This is a genomic window from Nonomuraea sp. NPDC003727, from assembly GCF_053586935.1.
In genome coordinates this window covers 20,997-39,332 of record NZ_JBSFNE010000032.1, presented here as the reverse complement: position 1 = coordinate 39,332, position 18,336 = coordinate 20,997, and the positions used below count along the sequence as shown (strand labels likewise).

General features: G+C 73.0%; 15 protein-coding genes. 10 read left to right on the top strand and 5 right to left on the bottom strand.

Features of this window, described 5'->3' with window-relative positions:
* Both ACWDLG_RS42330 and ACWDLG_RS42325 read left to right on the top strand, forming a co-directional pair.
* Positions 1-1,788, top strand: coding sequence for a glycoside hydrolase family 13 protein (locus ACWDLG_RS42330; RefSeq protein ID WP_449930884.1), 1,788 nt, complete (start codon positions 1-3; stop codon positions 1,786-1,788).
* A gap of 56 nt (positions 1,789-1,844) precedes the next feature.
* Positions 1,845-3,086, top strand: a complete 1,242-nt coding sequence (locus tag ACWDLG_RS42325; protein ID WP_449930882.1) for a hypothetical protein — start codon at positions 1,845-1,847, stop codon at positions 3,084-3,086.
* A 137-nt stretch (positions 3,087-3,223) separates the two neighbouring features.
* Here the strand turns inward: ACWDLG_RS42325 and ACWDLG_RS42320 are convergent, their stop codons facing one another.
* Positions 3,224-4,384, bottom strand: a complete 1,161-nt coding sequence (locus ACWDLG_RS42320; protein ID WP_449930880.1) for a thiolase family protein — start codon at positions 4,382-4,384, stop codon at positions 3,224-3,226.
* 188 nt (positions 4,385-4,572) lie between these two features.
* Here ACWDLG_RS42320 and ACWDLG_RS42315 point away from each other — a divergent pair, with 188 nt between their 5' ends.
* Complete coding sequence (locus ACWDLG_RS42315; RefSeq protein ID WP_354920648.1) at positions 4,573-5,190, top strand: ACT domain-containing protein; 618 nt, start codon at positions 4,573-4,575, stop codon at positions 5,188-5,190.
* A 225-nt stretch (positions 5,191-5,415) separates the two neighbouring features.
* Here the strand turns inward: ACWDLG_RS42315 and ACWDLG_RS42310 are convergent, their stop codons facing one another.
* Positions 5,416-6,699 carry an ABC transporter ATP-binding protein gene (locus ACWDLG_RS42310; protein ID WP_449930878.1) on the bottom strand — a complete coding sequence of 428 codons (1,284 nt, stop codon included), beginning with the start codon at positions 6,697-6,699 and terminating at the stop codon, positions 5,416-5,418.
* A gap of 385 nt (positions 6,700-7,084) precedes the next feature.
* Here ACWDLG_RS42310 and ACWDLG_RS42305 point away from each other — a divergent pair, with 385 nt between their 5' ends.
* From ACWDLG_RS42305 to ACWDLG_RS42295, 3 genes are read left to right on the top strand one after another with little or no spacing between them, the layout of a single operon-like run.
* Entirely contained in the window at positions 7,085-8,590 is a 1,506-nt protein-coding gene (locus tag ACWDLG_RS42305; RefSeq protein WP_449930877.1) for a glycoside hydrolase family 13 protein, read from the top strand.
* Positions 8,591-8,600: 10 nt separating this feature from the next.
* Entirely contained in the window at positions 8,601-9,626 is a 1,026-nt protein-coding gene (locus ACWDLG_RS42300) for a LacI family DNA-binding transcriptional regulator (protein WP_354920639.1), read from the top strand.
* Positions 9,627-9,682: 56 nt separating this feature from the next.
* Complete coding sequence (locus tag ACWDLG_RS42295; protein ID WP_449930875.1) at positions 9,683-10,558, top strand: adenosine kinase; 876 nt, start codon at positions 9,683-9,685, stop codon at positions 10,556-10,558.
* Here the strand turns inward: ACWDLG_RS42295 and ACWDLG_RS42290 are convergent.
* Positions 10,548-10,937, bottom strand: a complete 390-nt coding sequence (locus ACWDLG_RS42290; protein WP_449930874.1) for a PPOX class F420-dependent oxidoreductase — start codon at positions 10,935-10,937, stop codon at positions 10,548-10,550. The genes ACWDLG_RS42295 and ACWDLG_RS42290 overlap by 11 nt on opposite strands.
* 54 nt (positions 10,938-10,991) lie before the next feature.
* On the opposite strand from ACWDLG_RS42290, the gene ACWDLG_RS42285 reads away from it, so the two are divergent.
* From ACWDLG_RS42285 to ACWDLG_RS42275, 3 genes are read left to right on the top strand one after another with little or no spacing between them, the layout of a single operon-like run.
* The gene (locus tag ACWDLG_RS42285) at positions 10,992-11,444 is read left to right on the top strand and encodes a MarR family winged helix-turn-helix transcriptional regulator (RefSeq protein ID WP_449930872.1); all 453 of its coding nucleotides are present in this window, start codon (positions 10,992-10,994) and stop codon (positions 11,442-11,444) included.
* Positions 11,445-11,493: 49 nt separating this feature from the next.
* Complete coding sequence (locus ACWDLG_RS42280; RefSeq protein WP_449930870.1) at positions 11,494-12,033, top strand: hypothetical protein; 540 nt, start codon at positions 11,494-11,496, stop codon at positions 12,031-12,033.
* Positions 12,030-14,390, top strand: a complete 2,361-nt coding sequence (locus tag ACWDLG_RS42275; protein WP_449930868.1) for a bifunctional polysaccharide deacetylase/glycosyltransferase family 2 protein — start codon at positions 12,030-12,032, stop codon at positions 14,388-14,390. Before ACWDLG_RS42280 ends, ACWDLG_RS42275 begins: the two co-directional genes overlap by 4 nt.
* Positions 14,391-14,635: 245 nt before the next feature.
* Here the strand turns inward: ACWDLG_RS42275 and ACWDLG_RS42270 are convergent, their stop codons facing one another.
* Positions 14,636-16,555, bottom strand: coding sequence for a protein kinase domain-containing protein (locus tag ACWDLG_RS42270; protein WP_449930866.1), 1,920 nt, complete (start codon positions 16,553-16,555; stop codon positions 14,636-14,638).
* 78 nt (positions 16,556-16,633) lie between these two features.
* Complete coding sequence (locus ACWDLG_RS42265; RefSeq protein ID WP_449930864.1) at positions 16,634-17,137, bottom strand: winged helix-turn-helix transcriptional regulator; 504 nt, start codon at positions 17,135-17,137, stop codon at positions 16,634-16,636.
* 115 nt (positions 17,138-17,252) lie between these two features.
* Here ACWDLG_RS42265 and ACWDLG_RS42260 point away from each other — a divergent pair, with 115 nt between their 5' ends.
* A complete protein-coding gene (locus tag ACWDLG_RS42260; protein ID WP_449930862.1) occupies positions 17,253-18,275 on the top strand; it encodes a hypothetical protein in 1,023 nt (340 codons plus the stop codon).
* Positions 18,276-18,336: the final 61 nt, after the last annotated feature.

Genomic DNA, 18,336 nt, shown 5'->3' with positions numbered 1-18,336 from the left:
GTGCACCACCTCGACCAGCCGCACCACGACGGCTCGTCCCTCTACATCTCCACCCCCGCTCCCGCGCTGGGGGAGGAGGTGACCGTGTGGCTGCGCGTCCCGCCCGCCTTCGCGCTGGACGCGGTCCATGTGCGCGCCGTCCACGACGGCGAGCCGCGCTACATGCCGGCCGCGCAGGACCCGTCGAGGCGGGGCGCGGGCGGGTACGGCGCCGCCGACACCTGGTGGAAGGCGACGGTCACGGCGGTCAACCCGGTCGTGCCGTACCGTTTCCTGCTGCTGACGCCGGGCGGGCAGCAATGGCTGACCGCCCGGGGCCTGGTCGGGCACGACGTGACCGACGCCACCGACTTCCGGCTCGTCGCCCACGAGCCGCCGCCGGACTGGATGGCCGACGCGATCGTCTACCAGATCTTCCCCGACCGGTTCGCCCGCTCGGGCGCCGGCGGCGAGCCGCCCGCGTGGGCGCTGCCCGCCGAGTGGGACACCGACGAGGTCATCGGCGAGGGGCCGGGCACGCCCGAGCAGTTCTACGGCGGCGACCTCGACGGCATCGTCGAGCATCTCGACCACATCCAGGAGCTCGGCGCCGACACCGTCTACCTGACGCCGATCTTCCCCGGCCGGTCCAACCACCGCTACGACGCCGCCCGGTTCGACGCCGTCGACCCGCTGCTGGGCGGTGACGAGGCGCTGGAGCGGCTGTCGGCGGCGGTGCACGCGCGCGGGATGCGGCTGCTCGGTGACATCACCACCAACCACACCGGCGACTCGCACGAGTGGTTCACCGCCGCCGTCTCCGACGTCCACGCGCCGGAGCGGGAGATGTACTACTTCGACGACGACACCGGCGACTACGAGTCGTGGTGGGGCGTGAAGACGCTGCCCAAGCTCAACTGGGGCAGCCCGCTGGTCCGCGCCAGGATGGGGGAGGCCATCACCAGGTGGCTCGGCCGGCTGGACGGCTGGCGCGTCGACGTGGCCAACATGACCGGCAGGCGCGGCGGCGACGACCACAACCACGAGGTGGCCAGGCTGCTCAGGCCGCGGGGCGCCGCCTTCATCGCCGAGCACAACCACGACGCCTCCGCCGACCTCGACGCCGGCGGCTGGCACGGCACCATGAACTACGGCGGCTTCACCCGGCCCGTGTGGGCGTGGCTGCGCGGCGAGTCGCTCGAGCTCGCCCACTTCCTCGGCGTGCCGGGCGGCGTGCCCTCCCGCGACGGCGCCGCCACGGTCGCCACCTTCAAGGAGTTCGCCGCGCACATGTCGTGGCGCTCGCTGGTCCACTCCTGGCAGCTGCTCGACTCCCACGACTCGCCGCGCATCCGCACCGTCACCGGCTCGCGCGAGCGGCACCTGGTCGCGCTCGGCCTGCAGGCCACGCTGCCCGGCACGCCGATGGTGTTCGCCGGCAGCGAGTTCGGGCTGACCGGCGACAACGGCGAGTACTCCCGCACCCCGATGCCGTGGAACCGGCCCGAGGACCGCGACGAGGAGACCCACGCCGCCTACCGGCGGCTGCTGGGCCTGCGCAGGGCCGAGCCGGCGCTGCGCAGGGGCGGCCTGCGCTGGGTGCACGCCTCGGCCGACTGCCTGGTGTTCCTGCGGGAGAGCGCGAGCGAGTCGCTGCTGGTGTGCGCGCGCAGGGCGCCGGGCGAGCCGCTGGCGCTGCCCCTGGACGGCACGCTGACCGGCGTCCACGACGCCGACGATCTTGACTCGCCGGTCCTACCGGGAGAAGGGCCGTCGTTCAAGGTTTGGCGTCTCGCCGCACGCGGCTGATCACGCTACGGTATGCACCTGACGATTCGTTCTTCAACTAGATGAGTGGTGCGCCGATGAAGTCGCTGGTCGTGGCCGTTCTGCTGTTGCCCGCCGGCCATCTGGAGAGCAACGTGGCGGGGACGACGTACTACGTCGACTCCAAGGCGGGCGACGACGCGGCGGCCGGCACCAGCGCCGCCACCGCGTGGAAGAGCCTGGCGACGGTCAACGCCGCCACGCTGCGGCCCGGCGACACGGTCAACCTCAAGCGTGGCAGCAGCTGGAGCGAGACGCTGACCCTCGCCGCCAAGGGCAGCGCCGCCAGGCCGATCGTGGTCCAGCCGTACGGCACGGGCGCCGCGCCCAAGCTGAGCGGCCAGGACCAGCCCTGCGTCGTGATCACCGGCAACCACTGGCGCGTCTCGGGCATCAGGGCGAGCAACTGCCAGTGGTCGGGCTTCGAGATCAGCGGTGACGGAAACGAGCTGACCGGCGTGACGGCCGACGGCAACATCGCCGGCGTCCACGTCGGCACCGACGGCAGCCGCAACACCATCAGGAACAGCACGCTGACCGGCAACAACCGGATGAGCGTCAACGACGACGGCGGCGACAACGACTCCGGCGCCTTCGGCGTCCTGCTCAACGGCGACGACAACCTCGTCACCGGCAACACGATCACCGGCAGCTTCGCCACCAGCAAGGACTACGGTTTCGACGGCGCGGCCGTCGAGATCTTCAACGGCGACCGCAACAGGATCACGCACAACCGCTCCCACGACAACGTCACCTTCACCGAACTGGGCGCGCAGAAGGGCAAGACGGCGACCGGCAACGTCTTCGCCTTCAACGTCGTGACCTCCGGCCGCAAGCTCGCCTCGTTCCTCGTCACCCGCGGGCCCCGGCACGTCGTCGGGCCGGTGAAGGGGACAGTCGCCGTGCACAACTCGGTGTACCTGCCCGCCGCCAAGACCATCGGCTGGTCCTGCCACGACGGGTGCGCTCCCGACATCCTCAAGCTGCGCAACAACGTGATCGCGGTCGGCGGCGAGATGGGCTGGGAGGACGGCAAGGGCGCCGACGAGGCCGGCAGCGTCTACATGGGCCGCAAGAAGCGCTTCACGCTCGGTCCCGGATCGGTGATCGCCGACCCGCGCTTCGTCTCCAGGACCGACCTGCGCCTGCGGCCCGGCTCGCCGGCGCTGGGGCGCGGCGCCGTGCTGAGCCCCGTGTGGTTCGGCGGCTCGGCCGTCACCAAGGACTTCACGGGTAAGCCCCTCGGCGCCGCGCGCGACGCCGGGGCCTACCAGCGCTGAGCGGGAGCGGCCTCGACCACGGCGCCGGTGACCGGGGCCCGACGAGCTGAGCCCCGACGAGCTGGGCCCCGGCGAGTTGGGCCCCGGCACGGCGGCGCCTTACGGGATCCGCTCCAGCACGCCGGCACGGTGGCGCCTTACGGGATCCGCTCCAGCACGGTCGCGTTGGCCAGGCCGCCCGCCTCGCACATCGTCTGCAGCGCGTAGCGGGCACCCCGCTGCCGCATGGCGTTGACCAGGGTGGTCATGATGCGGACGCCGCTGGCGCCGAGCGGATGGCCGAGCGCGACGGCGCCGCCGTTGACGTTGACCTTCGCCGGGTCGGCCCCGGTCTCCCGCAGCCAGGCCAGCACCACGCTGGCGAAGGCCTCGTTGACCTCGAACAGGTCGATGTCGGCCAGGCTCAGCCCCGCCTTCCTCAGTACCTTCTCCGTGGCGGGGATGACGCCCGTCAGCATGAGCAGCGGGTCGGAGCCCGTCACGGCGAAGGAGTGCAGCCTGGCCAGCGGGCGCAGGCCGAGCCTGGCCGCCGTGTCGGCGCCGGCGATCAGCACGGCCGCGGCGCCGTCGTTGGTGGGGCTCGCGTTGCCCGCCGTGACCGACCAGTCGATCTGCGGGAAGCGCTCGGCGTAGCCGGGGTCGGCGAAGGCGGGCTTCAGCCCCGCGAGCACCTCCATCGTCGTGCCGGGCCGTACGGACTCGTCCCTGTCGAGCCCGGCGATCGGGGCGAGCTCGGCGGAGAAGTCGGCGGCGGCCGCCTTGCGGTGCGAGCCCATCGCGAAGGCGTCCATCTCCTCACGGCTCAGGCTCCACTTGGCGGCGATCAGCTCCGCGCTGACTCCCTGCGGGACCAGGCCCTCGGGGAAGCGGGCGGCGACGCCGGGACCGAAGGGGTCGGCGCCGGGCGGCACGTTCGACCACATGGGCACCCTGCTCATCGACTCGACCCCGCAGGCCACGACCAGGTCGTAGGCGCCCGACATGACGCCCTGGGCCGCGAAGTGCACCGCCTGCTGGGAGGAGCCGCACTGCCGGTCCACGGTCACGGCCGGCACCTCGTCGGGGAAGCCCGCCGACAGCCACGCGTAACGGGTGGTGTTCATCGCCTGCTCGCCGACCTGGTCGACGCAGCCGCCGATCACGTCGTCCACGAGCGCGGGGTCCACGCCGCTGCGCTCGATCAGCGCGCGCAGCGTGTGCGCGAGCAGTTCCACCGGGTGGACCTGGGCCAGCGCGCCGCTGGGCTTGCCCTTGCCGATGGGGGTTCGTACGGCCTGCACGATCACGGCGTCGCGCATCGCGCCTCCTGGTTCGTTGGAAAACTGGACTGTCTTCACGCTACAACGTCCGGTTTTCCAACGCGCTACGGGTGGGGGGTAGGGGTCATCGACAAATGCCCTATCGGGCATCATTCTGGACATAGCCCGGAAACGCGCGCGAAATCTCCCTGCGGCACTGTTTGGAGCCTTCGGAAGGGGGAGATGCGATGTTGCTGAGACTCAGGGTCTCGTTGCCGGACCGCCCCGGCGGTCTGGGTCAGGTCGCCCGGGTGCTGGGTGTGCTCGGGGCCGACATCTTGCAGGTCACCGTGCTCGAACGCGAGGCGGGCAGGGCCGTGGACGACTTCGTCATCTCGTGGCCGGGCGCCACCACTCCCGCCTCGGTCCGCGACAGGCTGTCGGCCGTCCCGGGCGTCAAGGTCGAAGGCGTCTGGCCCACCCGTGAGGTCCCAGGCTCCGCGCCCGACTACGATCTCCTCCTGCACGTCGCCGCCGACCCCGCACGCGGCCTCGCCACACTGGTCGACGCGCTGCCCTCGCTGTGCGGGGGAGAGTGGGCGCTCGCCCTGGGCGAGGGCGTCGTACGGCACGCCAGCCCCGCCGCCCCACCCACCTTCCAGCTGCTCGAGCTGCCGCCCAGGGCGCTGTCCCACGAGGCCGGCGAACACCGCCTGATGGTGCTCCCCGTGACCAGCCCGGCCGTGCACGTCATCGTCGCCCGCGCCGAGGGCCCGCCCTTCCACCGGGCCGAGCTGGAGCGCGCGGCCCGCATCGTCGAGATCGTCTCCCGCATGGCCACCCGCTTCGAGCCGGTCGCCGACTGACCGTCAGCCGCCCGCGCGGGTCCCAGGGCAGCGGCCACCACCCGCGCGGGCCCCATCGACCGTCCCGTCTCGCGCGTCCCGTCTCAGCGTGGCCCGTCTCGCGCGGGCCCCATCGACCGTCCCTCTCGCGCGTCCCGTCTCAGCGTGGCCCGTCTCACGCGTCCCTATCGACTGTCCGGTCTCAGCGTGGCCCCGTCGAACGTCCCGTCATCCCGTCGCGGGGAGTCAGCGGCGCGGCGGGTCGATCCGCGCGCCGTCCATCGTGAACAGCATCAGGCGGCTGACATCCACGCCGATCTTGGCGGCGTCCCCGGTCCGCCACGCCGGCCGCACGCCCAGCCGGACGATCAGGTCCGCCCTGCGGTGGCTGCCGTCGCGCATGGTGTGGCCGACCTGTTCCTGGTCGGCGTGGTCCTCCTCGACCGGCCCGAGGAGCCGCCGCATCATCCCGCGCAGCCCGCCGCCCCCCTGGTCGCGGCCGTTGGCGTTGCGCCGGGGATCGGGCGGCTCCGGGACGGCCACCCCCGGCACCCCGCACTCGACGTAGGCCAGCCACTCGTGGCCGTGGTACTCCAGCGCCCTGACCCTGCCGTAGAAGCTCGGCCCCTCGTACGACTCCGGGACCGGCGCGAGCCCGTCGGGGCGCAGCCCCACGATGATCTGGCCGCCGGTGTGCTGGGAGATGGCGTACGCCCGGGGGTCGCTCCACGGGATCACCAGCTGGTGGGGGCCGAAGTCGAGCAGCACGTACTGGTTCTGCGGCGTCCGCACGGTCGCGGCCAGCAGGTTGAGCTGCTGGGAGCTCAGGAAGGCCGCCACGAAGGCGGTCGCCGGGTCGTTGTAGATCTGGGCGGGGGTTCCGACGTCCTGCAGCACGCCCCTGTTCATGATGGCGATGCGGTCGGCCAGCGTGAGCGCCTCGACCTGGTCGTGGGTGACGTAGACGGTGGTGACGCCGAGCGAGCGGACCAGGGAGGAGATCTCCATGCGCAGCTCGGTGCGCATGCCGGCGTCGAGGTTGGACAGCGGCTCGTCCATCAGGAAGATCTTCGGCTGGCGGACGATGGCGCGGCCCATGGCCACGCGCTGGCGTTGGCCGCCCGACAGGGTGCCGGGCCTACGGTCGAGGGTCTCGTCGATGTGTAACGCCTTGGACAGCTCGGTCACGCGTTCCCTGACCACGGCGGGGTCGGCCTTGGCGATCTCCAGGGGGAAGGCCATGTTGCCGCGCACCGTGCGGTGCGGGTAGAGGGCGCCGTTCTGGAAGACCATCGCGACGTCGCGGTCGCGCGGGGCCACGTGGTTGGCGAGCTTGCCGTCGAGCCACAGGTCGCCGGAGGTGACCTCTTCCAGCCCGGCGATCATCCGCAGCAGCGTCGACTTGCCGCATCCCGACGGTCCGAGCAGGACGAGGAACTCCCCGTCGGCGGCGCGCAGGCTCAGCCGGTCGACCGCCAGGTATCCCCCGGGGTAGACCTTGGTTACCTTGTCCAGGACGACCGTGCTCATGGGTCTGCTCCACCCTCGTCGACGCGCATCAGACTCCCGAGCGCGAGGGAGTCATCGCTGCTTGGCGGGCACGAGACGTCACCTGTGACGGGGCTGATTGATGAGGTAGTACATCGCGTGTTCACCCCGGTGTCCAGACTTGACATGAAAAATCTGTAACCGTGCGTGGCTGATTCAAGACGGCGGCCCGCGACGCGCCCGAATCCCCGCTCCCGCCCACGTATCCGGTCGGCTTCGGTATGCCGGCAACCATCCCCAGCCTCGACTTATTGCGAAAAATCCCACTTTGGAAAGGCTTGCGTAAACTTGCGGCAAGCCCTTTCATATGAAGTGGTCCCGTCGCGTTGGCGGGACCTGCTTGTTGTCGGTTCGCGGGGGACATCACATGACCCACTCGTCGGCACCGGCCCGCTGGTGGCGGGACGCGGTGATCTACCAGGTGTACGTGCGCAGCTTCGCCGACGGCGACGGTGACGGCGTCGGCGACCTGATGGGCGTGCGCGACCGCCTCGGCTACCTCGCCGACCTCGGCGTCGACGCCGTCTGGCTGACGCCCTTCTACTCGTCGCCGATGGCCGACTTCGGCTACGACGTGGCCGACTACCGCGACGTCGACCCGCTGTTCGGCACGCTGGCCGACGCCAAGGCGCTCATCGACGAGGCGCACGGCCTGGGCATCAGGGTGATCGTCGACATCGTGCCCAACCACACCTCCTCCGCCCACCCCTGGTTCCAGGAGGCGCTGCGCGGCGTCAACCGCGACCGCTACATCTTCCGCGACCAGCCCAACGACTGGGAGTCGATCTTCGGCGGCCCCGCGTGGACCCAGGTCGAGGACGGCCAGTGGTACCTGCACCTGTTCGACTCCTCGCAGCCGGACCTCAACTGGGACCACCCCGAGGTCCGCGCGGAGTTCGAGTCGATCCTGCGCTTCTGGCTCGACCTGGGCGTCGACGGCTTCCGCGTCGACGTCGCCCACGGCATGGTCAAGCCCGAGGGGCTGCCCGACATCGGCCACGCCGACCAGGTCCGCCTCATCGGCAACGACGTCGTGCCGTACTTCGACAACGACGCCGTGCACGACATCCACCGCGCCTGGCGCAGGATCCTCGACTCCTACCCCGGCGAGCGCATCGGCGTGGCCGAGGCGTGGGCGCCCACGCCGGCCAGGCTCGCCCGCTACGTCCGCGAGGACGAGCTGCACCAGGCCTTCAACTTCCACTACCTCAACGCCCGGTGGGACGCCGACGCGCTGCGCGAGGTCATCACCGAGTCGCTGCAGACCGCCGACTCCGTCGGCGCCCCGTCCACGTGGGTGCTGTCCAACCACGACGTCAAGCGGCACGTCACCCGCTTCGGCGGCCTCGGCAGGGCGCGCGCCGCCGCGCTCCTCATGCTCGCGCTGCCCGGCTCGGCCTACGTCTACAACGGCGAGGAGCTCGGCCTGCCCGAGGTGCTCGACCTGCCCCCCGAGGTGTGCCTGGACCCCCAGCGGCTGCGCGACCCCGACAGCGGCCGCGACGGCTGCCGGGTGCCGCTGCCGTGGACCGCCGCCGACGGGTACGGCTGGCGCGACCCGTGGCTGCCGATCCCCGCCGACTGGGCGCACATGTCGGTCGAGGCCCAGGCCGACGATCCCGGCTCGATGCTGTCGCTGTACCGGCAGGCGCTGCGGCTGCGCCGTACCGTGGCGGGGGAGCTGCGCTGGCACGACTCGCCCGCCGGCACGCTCGTCTTCAGCCGGGACGACGGCTTCGTCTGCACGGTCAACCTGACCGGACAGGAGATCGGCTACCTGATCGACGGCACGCCGATCCTGTCCAGTGGCCCCGTCGTGCAGGGACGTCTGGCTCCCGATTCCACCACGTGGTGGCGGGCAAAGGTTGCGTAAAGTGTCCATCATGAACGGTCACGCCCGTCTCGCCGACATCGCCGCCCAGGCAGGGGTGAGCGAAGCCACGGTCAGCCGGGTGCTCAACGGCAAGCCAGGCGTCTCCTCGGCGACCCGCCAGGCCGTCATGACCGCGCTCGACCTCATGGGGTACGAGCGCCCGCCGCGGCTGCGCCAGCGCAGCAACGGGCTCATCGGGCTGGTCACGCCCGAGCTGGACAACCCGATCTTCCCGGCTTTCGCGCAAGCCATCGAGAAGGCGCTCACCCACCACGGCTACACGCCCGTGCTGTGCACCCAGCTGCCCGGCGGCGCGCCCGAGGACGAGTTCACCGAGCTGCTGGTCGACAGAGGGGTCAGCGGCATCGTCTTCGTCTCGGGGTTGCACGCCGACACCACCGCCCGCATGGACCGCTACACCAGGCTGACCGACCGCGGGCTGCCGATCGTGCTGGTCGACGGCTACAACGAGAACATCGACGCGCCCTTCATCTCGCCCGACGACCGGCTGGCCTCGCGCCTGGCCGTCCAGCACCTGGTCGACCTCGGCCACGAGCGCATCGGCCTGGCGCTGGGGCCGCGCAGGTTCGTCCCGGTGATCAGGAAGATCGAGGGCTACCGGCAGGCGATGGCGCAGCTGCTGGGCGCCGACGACGTCGACGATCTGATCGCCCACTCGCTGTTCTCGGTCGAGGGCGGGCAGGCCGCCGCGGCCCAGCTGCTGGCCAAGGGCTGCACCGGCATCGTGTGCGCCAGCGACCTGATGGCGCTGGGCGCGATCAGGGCCTGCCGGGAGCGGGGCAGGTCGGTGCCGGGCGAGGTCTCCGTGGTCGGCTTCGACGACTCGCCGCTGATCGCCTTCACCGACCCGCCGCTGACCACCGTCCGCAAGCCGATCGGGGCGATGGCCTCGGCGGCGGTGCAGACGCTGCTGGAAGAGGTCAACGGGACCCCTGGGCGGCACCTCGAGCTGATCTTCCAGCCCGAGCTGGTGGTGCGCGGCTCGACGGGCTCGGGGCCGCTCGTCAACCGCTGATCCTCGTCATCGGCCGGCCCTGAGGCGAGGCCGGCCAGTCCCTGGAGGGGTGCGAGATGTACGACGTGCTGGTCATCGGCGGCGCGGGGGTCGACACCACCGCCTACGTGCCCGAGCTGCCCCTGCCGTACGCCGACACCTACGCGGTGCCGCCGGTCGTCGACCGCATCGGCAACACCGGCTCGGGCGTCGCGCTCGGCTGCGCCGCGCTGGGACTGCGGACCAGGTTCGCCGACCTGATCGGCGACGACCCCCAGGGCAGGCTGATCAGGGAGCACCTGGCCGCCAGGGGCGTCGACTTCGCGTGGGCGCCGTCGGCCGCGGGCACCAGGCGCAGCATCCTGCTCGTCGGCCCGGACGGCCGCAGGACCTCGCTGTTCGATCCGCGCGGGGTGCCGGGCGAGCGGCTGCCGCGCGAGCTGTACCTGCACCCGGCCCGCCACGTGCACGTCTCGATCACCGACTTCTCCCGCCACGTCTACGCCGACTTCCCCGACGTGCCCACCTCCACCGACCTGCACGACTGGGACGGCGTCTCCGACTACCACAAGGACTTCGCCTACCGCTCCGACCTGGTCTTCCTGTCGGCCACCGCGCTCGCCGACCCGCCCGCGACCATGCGCCACATCAGGCGGCACGGCCGCGCCCACACCGTCGTCTGCACCGACGGCGCGCGGGGCTGCCTCGTGCTGAGCGGCGACGGCGAGGTGACGGCCTTCCCTGCCGTGCCCCTGCCCGCGCCGATCGCCGACTCCAACGGCGCGGGCGACGCGTTCGTCTCCGGCTTCCTGTACGGCCTGCTGCGCGGCGAGCCGGTGGCCACGTGCGCGCGCCTGGGTGCCATCGCGGGCGCCCACGCGTGCGTCTCCGAGGGCACGCACGAGGACCCGATCACCGAGGCCGCGCTGCTGGCCCGCGCGGCTACTGCCTAGTGCATCTGGTGGGCCGCACGACCAGCACGACCCGCCGCTCGGCGTCGCCCACGGGCGCCTCGTAGTCCAGCCCGTAGCGCCTGGCCAGCACGTCGAAGAACGCCCCTTCCGGATCGGGGTCGATGCGCTCCACCACGCCGCGCACCTCCAGGTAGCGGTACGGCGCGTCGGGGTCGTTGATCGACAGGGCGACAGAGGGGCGCTCGGCCGCGTTCCTGCCCTTGCGCCGGTCCGTGGTGGTGGTGAAGCGGAGGAACTCCCCGTCCCAGATCGTCCACACCGGCGTCACCTGGGGTGTCCCGTCCGGCATCAACGTCGCCAGGTGGGCGAACAGCGGCCGGGTCAGCAGATCGAGATGGCTGCCTGGAATAACGCTCATGGCCCGGCACACTATCAAAGCTTTGATAGATGTCCATGCTTGTATAGTTTGGCCATGCGCATGCCCGCGGAGGAGCGACTCGGTCTCGACGTGAAGCGGGCCGAGCACCTGCTGATGGCGGCCAAGCACGCCGCCGTGAAGCAGGCCGGCCTGACGGTGCCGCAGTACGCGGCCCTGCTCGTGCTGGCCGACGCGCCGGGCATCTCCAACGCGGCCCTGGCCAGGCAGTGCCTGGTGACCCCGCAGGCCTCCAGCGTCGTGGTCAGGAACCTCATGGAGCGCGGGCTCGTCGAGCGCCGCCCGCACCCCTGGCACCGGCAGATGCTCGAGACCCACCTCACCGAGGAGGGCAGGCGCGCGCTCGAGACGGCGGACGCCGCCGCCGTGGCGATCGAGCGGAAGATCGCCGACGCCTTCACCCCGCGGGAGCGCGACCAGCTCCGCGACCTGCTCGCCCGCTTCGGGCAGGCGCTGTCGCGGCCCGACGCCCCGTCAGATCCGCAATGACGTCGCACGATTTCCTCCCTGTGATGCAAGGTCGCTACGATCGCTCGGCGTGTCCTCTCAGCGCCGTCGTCCCGACTCCCCGCCGCAGGCCGTGTTCGTCGACCAGAGCGGCCGCCGCAGGCGGCTGGTCATGGCAGGGTCCATCGCCGCGAGCACGCTGGCGTTCGTGCTGCTCGCCGTCGTCCTCGGCGGCATGTTCACCGGCACGACGCTGTCGGTGAGCGGCTGGCCGGGTGACGGCTCACCGGCGAAGGGCACGGCTTCGCCCACGCGGTCCAGGAGCGCGTCGCCGTCGGCAACGCCGACCGCGTCACGCAGCCTGCCCGTGTTCAGGCCCACACCCGCCTCCAGCGCCACGCGGCAGGCCCCGCCGTCACGCGCACCCCGCGCCACGCCGAGCGCCCGGGCGGTACCACCCGCGGACAGCGCCGAAACCCCCGAGGCGCCCACCCGGGCCCCGAGCGCCGAGCCGGACCCGGTCACCGACCCTCCCGCCACCGCCGAGCCGACCGGCGAGCTGCCGCCGGGTCTGGACGGCAAGACGCCGCCGGGCCACGACCCCGACAGGCCGAAGGGGCCGAAGGGATGACGCTTCCCACCGACCGGCACCCGCCCGCCGACGGCCACCCGCCCGCCCAGGGGCAGCCGCCCGCCGGACGCCGGCCGCTCGCCGCCTGGCAGTCGCTCGACGGACACCGGCCGCCCGCCGTGCCGCAACCGCCCGCCGCGCCGGAAACGCCCGCCGTGCTGCACACGCCCGCTGTGCCGCACACGCCCGCCGTGCCGCAGCCGCCCGCTGCCGGTCCGATCACCGCGCCGCTCCCGCGGACGAAGGCGGCCGACCCTCGCGGCCACTGGTTCCTGCTGGCCGTCGGCATGCTGCTGCTCGCCTGCGCGCTGGCGCTGAACGGCTACGTGACCAACGTCGCGGGGGAGACCCAGGCGCCCGCGCCGGCGACCGACGAGTCCACCCCGGAGCTCGACAAGCTGCGCGGGGGCGGACCCGTGCTCAACCTCACGGCCGGAACGGTCGCCAGCGCCGCGCCGGCCGCCAGGAAGGTGGCGCTGACCTTCGACGACGGACCCGATCCCCGGTGGACGCCGCTCGTGCTCGACGTGCTGCGCCGGCACGGCGCCAAGGCGACCTTCTTCACCGTCGGCTCGAAGGTCGCCCAGTACCCGGAGCTGGCGCGGCGGATCGTCGCCGAGGGACACGAGATCGGCAACCACACCTACGCCCACGCCGACCTGACGAACGTGCCGGAATGGCGGCTGCGGCTCGAACTGTCCCTGACGCAGAAGGCGCTGGCCGGGGCGACGGGGCAGCACACCACGCTGGCCCGCCCGCCGTACTCGTCGACCCCCGCCGCAGTCACCCTGCCGCAGTGGCGGAGCCTGCGTGCCGTCGCCGCCGAGGGCTACCTGATCGCGCTGACCGACCTGGACACCAAGGACTGGAGCCGGGTGACGGCGGACAGCATCGCCAAGAGCGCGCTGCCCGCCAGAGGACGCGGCGCGATCGTCATGATGCACGACTCCGGCGGTGACCGGAGCCGGACGGTCCAGGGCCTGGAGACGGCGCTGAAGGAGCTCGACCGCCGGGGATACCGAGCGGTCACCGTGACCGCCGCCCTCGGCATGCCGTCCGCGCACCAACCGGCCGGACCGGTCGAGCGCTTCACCGGCTGGGCGCTCGCCCTGGCGCAGCGCGCCTCCGGCGCCTTCACCGGCGCGCTGGCGTGGGTCCTGGTCGCGGCGGGCGTGCTCACCCTGGCCAGGCTCCTCCTCTTCGCGGTGCTGGCCTGGGTGCACGCGCGCCGCAACCGGGGCGGCAGGCGCCGCAGAGGCCGGGCGCGCTGGGACACGCCGCCGCCGGTGACCGTGATCGTGCCCGCCTACAACGAGGAGGCCGGCATCAGGGCGACCATCATGTCGCTCGTCCGCACCTCCTACGAGGGTCCGCTCGAGGTGATCGTGGTCGACGACGGCTCCACCGACGCCACCGCCGACCTGGCCATGTCGCTCGGCCTGCCCAACGTCAGGGTCCTGCGCCAGTCCAACGGCGGCAAGCCCGCCGCGCTCAACACCGGCATCGCGCACGCCGCCCACGAGGTGCTGGTCATGGTCGACGGTGACACGGTCTTCGAGCCCGACACCATCGGCCATCTGGTGCGCCAGCTCGCCGATCCCGAGGTCGGCGCCGTCAGCGGCAACACCAAGGTCGGCAACCGGCGGGGCATGATCGGGCGCTGGCAGCACATCGAGTACGTCATCGGCTTCAACCTCGACCGGCGCGCCTTCGAGCTGCTCGACTGCATGGCGACGGTGCCCGGCGCGATCGGGGCCTTCCGCAGGTCCGCCCTGGTCGCGCTCGGCGGCGTCAGCGTCGACACCCTCGCCGAGGACACCGACCTGACGATGGCGCTGTGCAGGGCGGGCTGGCGGGTGGTCTACGAGGAGAAGGCGCTGGCATGGACCGAGGCGCCGACCTCGCTGGGCCAGCTCTGGAAGCAGCGCTACCGGTGGTGCTACGGCACCCTCCAGGCGATGTGGAAACACCGGCGCGCGGTGATCGAACCAGGCCCGTTCGGGCGCCGCTGCCTGGGCTACCTGACCCTGTTCCAGGTGGTGCTCCCGTTGCTGGCGCCGGTCGTCGACCTCATGGCCCTCTACAACACCGCCGTCGGCGATCCGCTGCCCGTCGTCGCGGTGTGGGCCGCGTTCGTCGTCGTGCAGGCGCTCACCGGCTGGTACGCGTTGCGGCTGGACGGCGAGCGGGCCTCCGCCCTGTGGGTGCTGCCCCTGCAGCAGTTCGTCTACCGGCAGCTGATGTACCTCGTGGTGATCCAGTCGGTGGCCACCGCGATCCTCGGCGTACGGCTGCGCTGGCACACGGTGCGCCGGCAGGGCACCTTCGGCGAGACGCTTCCGCAACAGGCCGGCTGACTGACCGGCGCCCCGGCCGAGCGGCACCCCGGCCCCGCCTTGAGCCGTCGCGCGGCTCAGGCGGGCGGCGCCCCGGCTCCGCCTTGAGCCGTCGCGCGGCTCGGCCGAGCGGCAGTTTGACACTGCGGGTCGGCCGGGCGGCAGTTTGACGCCGCGGCTCAGCCGGGCGGCAGTTTGACGCCGCGGGTCGGCCGAGTGGCAGTTTGACGCTGCGGGTCGGCCGGGCGGCACTCTGACGCCGCAGGTCAGTCGAGCGGCACTCTGACGCCGCGGCTCAGCCCCGAGTCGTGCAGCTCGACCTCGGCCGGGTCGGCCGCCTTCGGCAGCTCGAACACCAGCCCGCCGGTGAACGACTCGCCAGGCCCGATCCTGATCGGCTGGATCTGCTCGCCCGCCTTGTCCAGCAGCGTGGTCGCGCCGTGCGAGACGGCGTCGTCGTCGAGCAGCTTCTGCTGGCCGGGGTAGAGCACCCGGCCCTCCTGGCCGATGTTGCTCACCTTCAGCGTGACCTTGCACCGCCGAACCGCCGCCGACCTGGCCGCCTTCACGCACGTGTGGCCGGCCACGGTGAAGCGCAGCTTGCCGTCCTGCACCGGCCCCTCCGCCCCGATGGCGGGCGGCTTGAAGATCCACGCGATGAGCGCGATCAGCAGCAGCGCCAGCCCCACGACGACGGCCGCCGCCACCAGGCAACCGGTGAGCACTCCGCCCCTGCGCGCCTGCGGGCGCGGCAGCGGCCCCTGCCCCGTCGTGTGGTACGGCGGGCGCGGCCCCTGTCCCGTGCCGTGGTAGGCCGCCAGGGAGCCGGGCCCGGTCGTCTCGGCGGGATTGGCGCCGTGCGGGATCGGGCCGCGCCGCGTCGGCGGGATGGTCGTCTCCGCCGGCGGCACCGGCGGCACCGGCGACCCGGCTCGCCGATGGTCGACGGGCGGCCCGGACCGGCGGTCATCGACAGGTGGCCCAGGCGGCCCGGGCGGACCAGGTGGCCCGGACCGGCGGTCATCGACGGGCGGCCCAGGTGGCCCGGGCGGCCCGGGCCGGCGGTCATCGAGAGGTGGCCCGGACGGACCAGGCGGACCGGGCGGCACCGGTGCTCCGGGTCGCCGGTCGTCGACGGGCGGCCCCGGCGGACGGAGCCGCGGATCGTCGCCCTGCGGCGCGGGCGGCCGCGGCTGCCGTTCCGGACCGGCCGGGTGCGGAGCGCGGGCGTGCGGGCCTTGCGGAGACCTGCCGCCCGGTGGCACGCCCGCCCCGGGCGGGGGCGCCCAGCCGGGCGGCGGCTGGTGCACGCCGACATCGGCCGGGTTCCACGAGTTCGTCAGGTGCCGGGTGGCGGCCAGTTGCGCCCCCGCCACGTCGGGCGCCCCCACCAGCTCCAGCAGCAGGTCCCTGGCCTGCGGACGGCGCGCCGGATCGGGGTGGATGGCGGCGGCCACCAGCCGGTCGAGCGGCGCGGGCAGCCCCCGCAGGTCGGGGGGAGCGGTGCGGGCACGCGCCGCCATCACGTAGGCGTCGCCCGAGCCGAACGGGTGCCCGCCCAGACCCGCGTAGGCGATCAGCGAGCCCCAGGCGAACACGTCGGCCGCCGGGCTGGTGCGGCCCTCGAAGACCTGCTCGGGGGCGATCCACCCGGGTGTGCCCATGACCAGGCCGACGTTGGTGTGCCGGGAACCCATCTGGGTGGAACGCGCCAGACCGAAGTCGATCACCCGGGGACCGGCGAGCGTCAGCATCACGTTGGCGGGCTTGAGATCGCGGTGGACGAGACCGGCGGCGTGGATCGCGGTGAGCGCCGCGGCGACGCCGACCGCCGCCGAGTGCAGCACCGACGGCGACAGCGCCCCGTGCTGGATGAGATGGTCCTCCAGCGAGACGCCGTCGATGTACTCGGTGACGAGATAGAGCAGCCCGTCGTCGTCGCCGTGGTCGAGCACGCGCGCCGTGCAGAAGGAGGCCACGCGCCTGGCGTTGGACACCTCTTCGTGGAAGCGCGCCCGGTAGACGGGGTCGGCGGCGAAGTCGCGCCTGATCGCCTTGACCGCGACCTTGGCCCCGTCGGGCGCCTGCGCGAAGTAGACCGTGCCCATGCCGCCCGATCCCAGGCGGCTCTCGAGCCGGTAGGGCCCGATCGAGACCGGGTCGTCAGAGGTCAGCGGCGATCCCACCGTCGCTGCCCCCTCGCCTTCGTGCTCCCGTCCCAACCGACCGTCCTTCGCCCGGCATGACCGTATTCACCCGGAACTCTAACCGAGAACGGCCTGCGAGGGGCTCGACTGCGCCTCAGCCGTCTCGTCGGCGGGCCGCCGGCCGCCCATCCCCCAGCCCTCCACCTGGAAGTGCGCGGTCTGCGACCCGGGCTCGACCGCCTGGCCGCAGGACGCGCACGTCACCACCGCCTCGAGCGGCGCGCCGCACGCGTGGTCGAAGACCACCGGCGGCGTGCCGGTGAGGTGCCTGTCGCCCCACTGGCGCAGCAGGTGCAGCACGCCCTGCAGTTCGAGGCCCGCGGCCGTGGGCCGGTACTCGTGCCTGAGCGGCCGCCGGCTGTAGGCGACCTTCTCCAGCACGCCGGCCTCGACCAGCCTGCGCAGCCTGGCCGCCAGGATGTCGCGGGGTGCCCCGATGTTGCGCACCATCGCCTCGAAGCGGCGCACTCCGAAGAACACCTCTCGCAGCACCAGCAGGGAGTACTTCTCGCCCACGACGGCGAGTGCGTCCGCGATCGAGCAGGGGCGGGCTTCGGCCATGACCTCAGCCTACTGCGTTGGATATCCGGACCGACCTGGCTTTCCCTCCGCAGGGGGAGCGCGCCGCCTCTGGGGAGGGAGGCGGGGCGGGCCTCTCCCTCGACACCCTGGGCGCATGAACGTGTTGATGGTGTGGGCCTGCGTGTACGCGGCCGTCCAGGTGGGCTGGGTCGTGACGGGAACATCGGTGGGGTGGGTGGGGCCGCTGAGCTCTTCGCCCGCGCTCCAGCTGGCGGCGGCGGGTCTGGCCGTCGCCGCGGCCTGGGCGGGACGAGTGGCACGGGTGGCCGGGATAGCGGGGGTGGCCGGGCGCGGCGGCGTGGTGGTGGCGGCGACGCTGTGGGTGGCCGTCGCCGTCTTCGCGGCGGGCACGGCGGGCGCGCCGATGATCTTCGTCACGTTGATGTCGTTCGCCGGGGTGGACAGCGTGCCCGGCCTGGTGCAGGTGGCGCTGCACGCGGTGGGCGTCGTCCTGCTGCTCGGGGCGGCGGTGCCGGCCACGAGGCGGCTGCGCGGGCGCTGCCCGAGGTGCGGCGGCCGCCACGCGGGAGAGGGGCGGCCGACCCGCCCCGAGCCGACACGCGCGTCCACGCGGACGCGCGTGGCGGTCTACGCGCTGACGTGCGGGCTGCTGCCGTGGGCGGGGGTCAAGACGATCTGGCTGCTGGGCGGCGACGCGCTCGGCGTGTCCGGCGCGGCCTGGCAGCGGCTGATGGCGGTGCAGGGCGAGGGCCTGGCGGCGGCTCTGGCGTCGGTGGGCGTCGACCTCACCGTGGTGGCCGCGCTGCTCGGCGTCCTGCTGCTGACCGGCCTGATGTACCGGTGGGGCCAGGTGTTCCCGCGCTGGACGCTGCCGCTGGCCGGACGGCGGGTGCCGCGCCTGCTGCCGCTGATCCCCGCGTGGCTGACCGCCGGCACCCTGACGGTGTACGGCGTGCTGCTCCTGGCCTACACCGCGCTCGCCGTGGCCGGCGTCGTGCCCGGGATGCGGGCCACCCCGCCCTTCAGCGTCGCGGGCATCACCTGGATGACGCTGTTCGGCGGTCTGGCCTTCGCCGGCCTCGGCATCGGCCTCGTCGTGGCCGCCCTGTCCTACCAGGCCCGCTCACGCCCGTTCTGCGTGCCGGCCGAGATCTGATCGGGTACGCCGGACACCGCCGGACACCGCCGCCGCCCCGGGGACGGCCTCCCGCTCACCG

Excerpts from the sequence above, each read along its gene's own strand:
- ACWDLG_RS42275 (WP_449930868.1), top strand. The coding sequence starts at position 12,030 with ATGACGCTTCCCACCGACCGGCACCCGCCCGCCGACGGCCACCCGCCC.
- ACWDLG_RS42290 (WP_449930874.1), bottom strand. The coding sequence starts at position 10,937 with ATGAGCGTTATTCCAGGCAGCCATCTCGATCTGCTGACCCGGCCGCTG.
- ACWDLG_RS42285 (WP_449930872.1), top strand. The coding sequence starts at position 10,992 with ATGCGCATGCCCGCGGAGGAGCGACTCGGTCTCGACGTGAAGCGGGCC.
- ACWDLG_RS42325 (WP_449930882.1), top strand. The coding sequence starts at position 1,845 with ATGAAGTCGCTGGTCGTGGCCGTTCTGCTGTTGCCCGCCGGCCATCTG.
- ACWDLG_RS42305 (WP_449930877.1), top strand. The coding sequence starts at position 7,085 with ATGACCCACTCGTCGGCACCGGCCCGCTGGTGGCGGGACGCGGTGATC.
- ACWDLG_RS42295 (WP_449930875.1), top strand. The coding sequence starts at position 9,683 with ATGTACGACGTGCTGGTCATCGGCGGCGCGGGGGTCGACACCACCGCC.
- ACWDLG_RS42310 (WP_449930878.1), bottom strand. The coding sequence starts at position 6,699 with ATGAGCACGGTCGTCCTGGACAAGGTAACCAAGGTCTACCCCGGGGGA.
- ACWDLG_RS42315 (WP_354920648.1), top strand. The coding sequence starts at position 4,573 with ATGTTGCTGAGACTCAGGGTCTCGTTGCCGGACCGCCCCGGCGGTCTG.
- ACWDLG_RS42260 (WP_449930862.1), top strand. The coding sequence starts at position 17,253 with ATGAACGTGTTGATGGTGTGGGCCTGCGTGTACGCGGCCGTCCAGGTG.
- ACWDLG_RS42320 (WP_449930880.1), bottom strand. The coding sequence starts at position 4,384 with ATGCGCGACGCCGTGATCGTGCAGGCCGTACGAACCCCCATCGGCAAG.
- ACWDLG_RS42300 (WP_354920639.1), top strand. The coding sequence starts at position 8,601 with ATGAACGGTCACGCCCGTCTCGCCGACATCGCCGCCCAGGCAGGGGTG.
- ACWDLG_RS42265 (WP_449930864.1), bottom strand. The coding sequence starts at position 17,137 with ATGGCCGAAGCCCGCCCCTGCTCGATCGCGGACGCACTCGCCGTCGTG.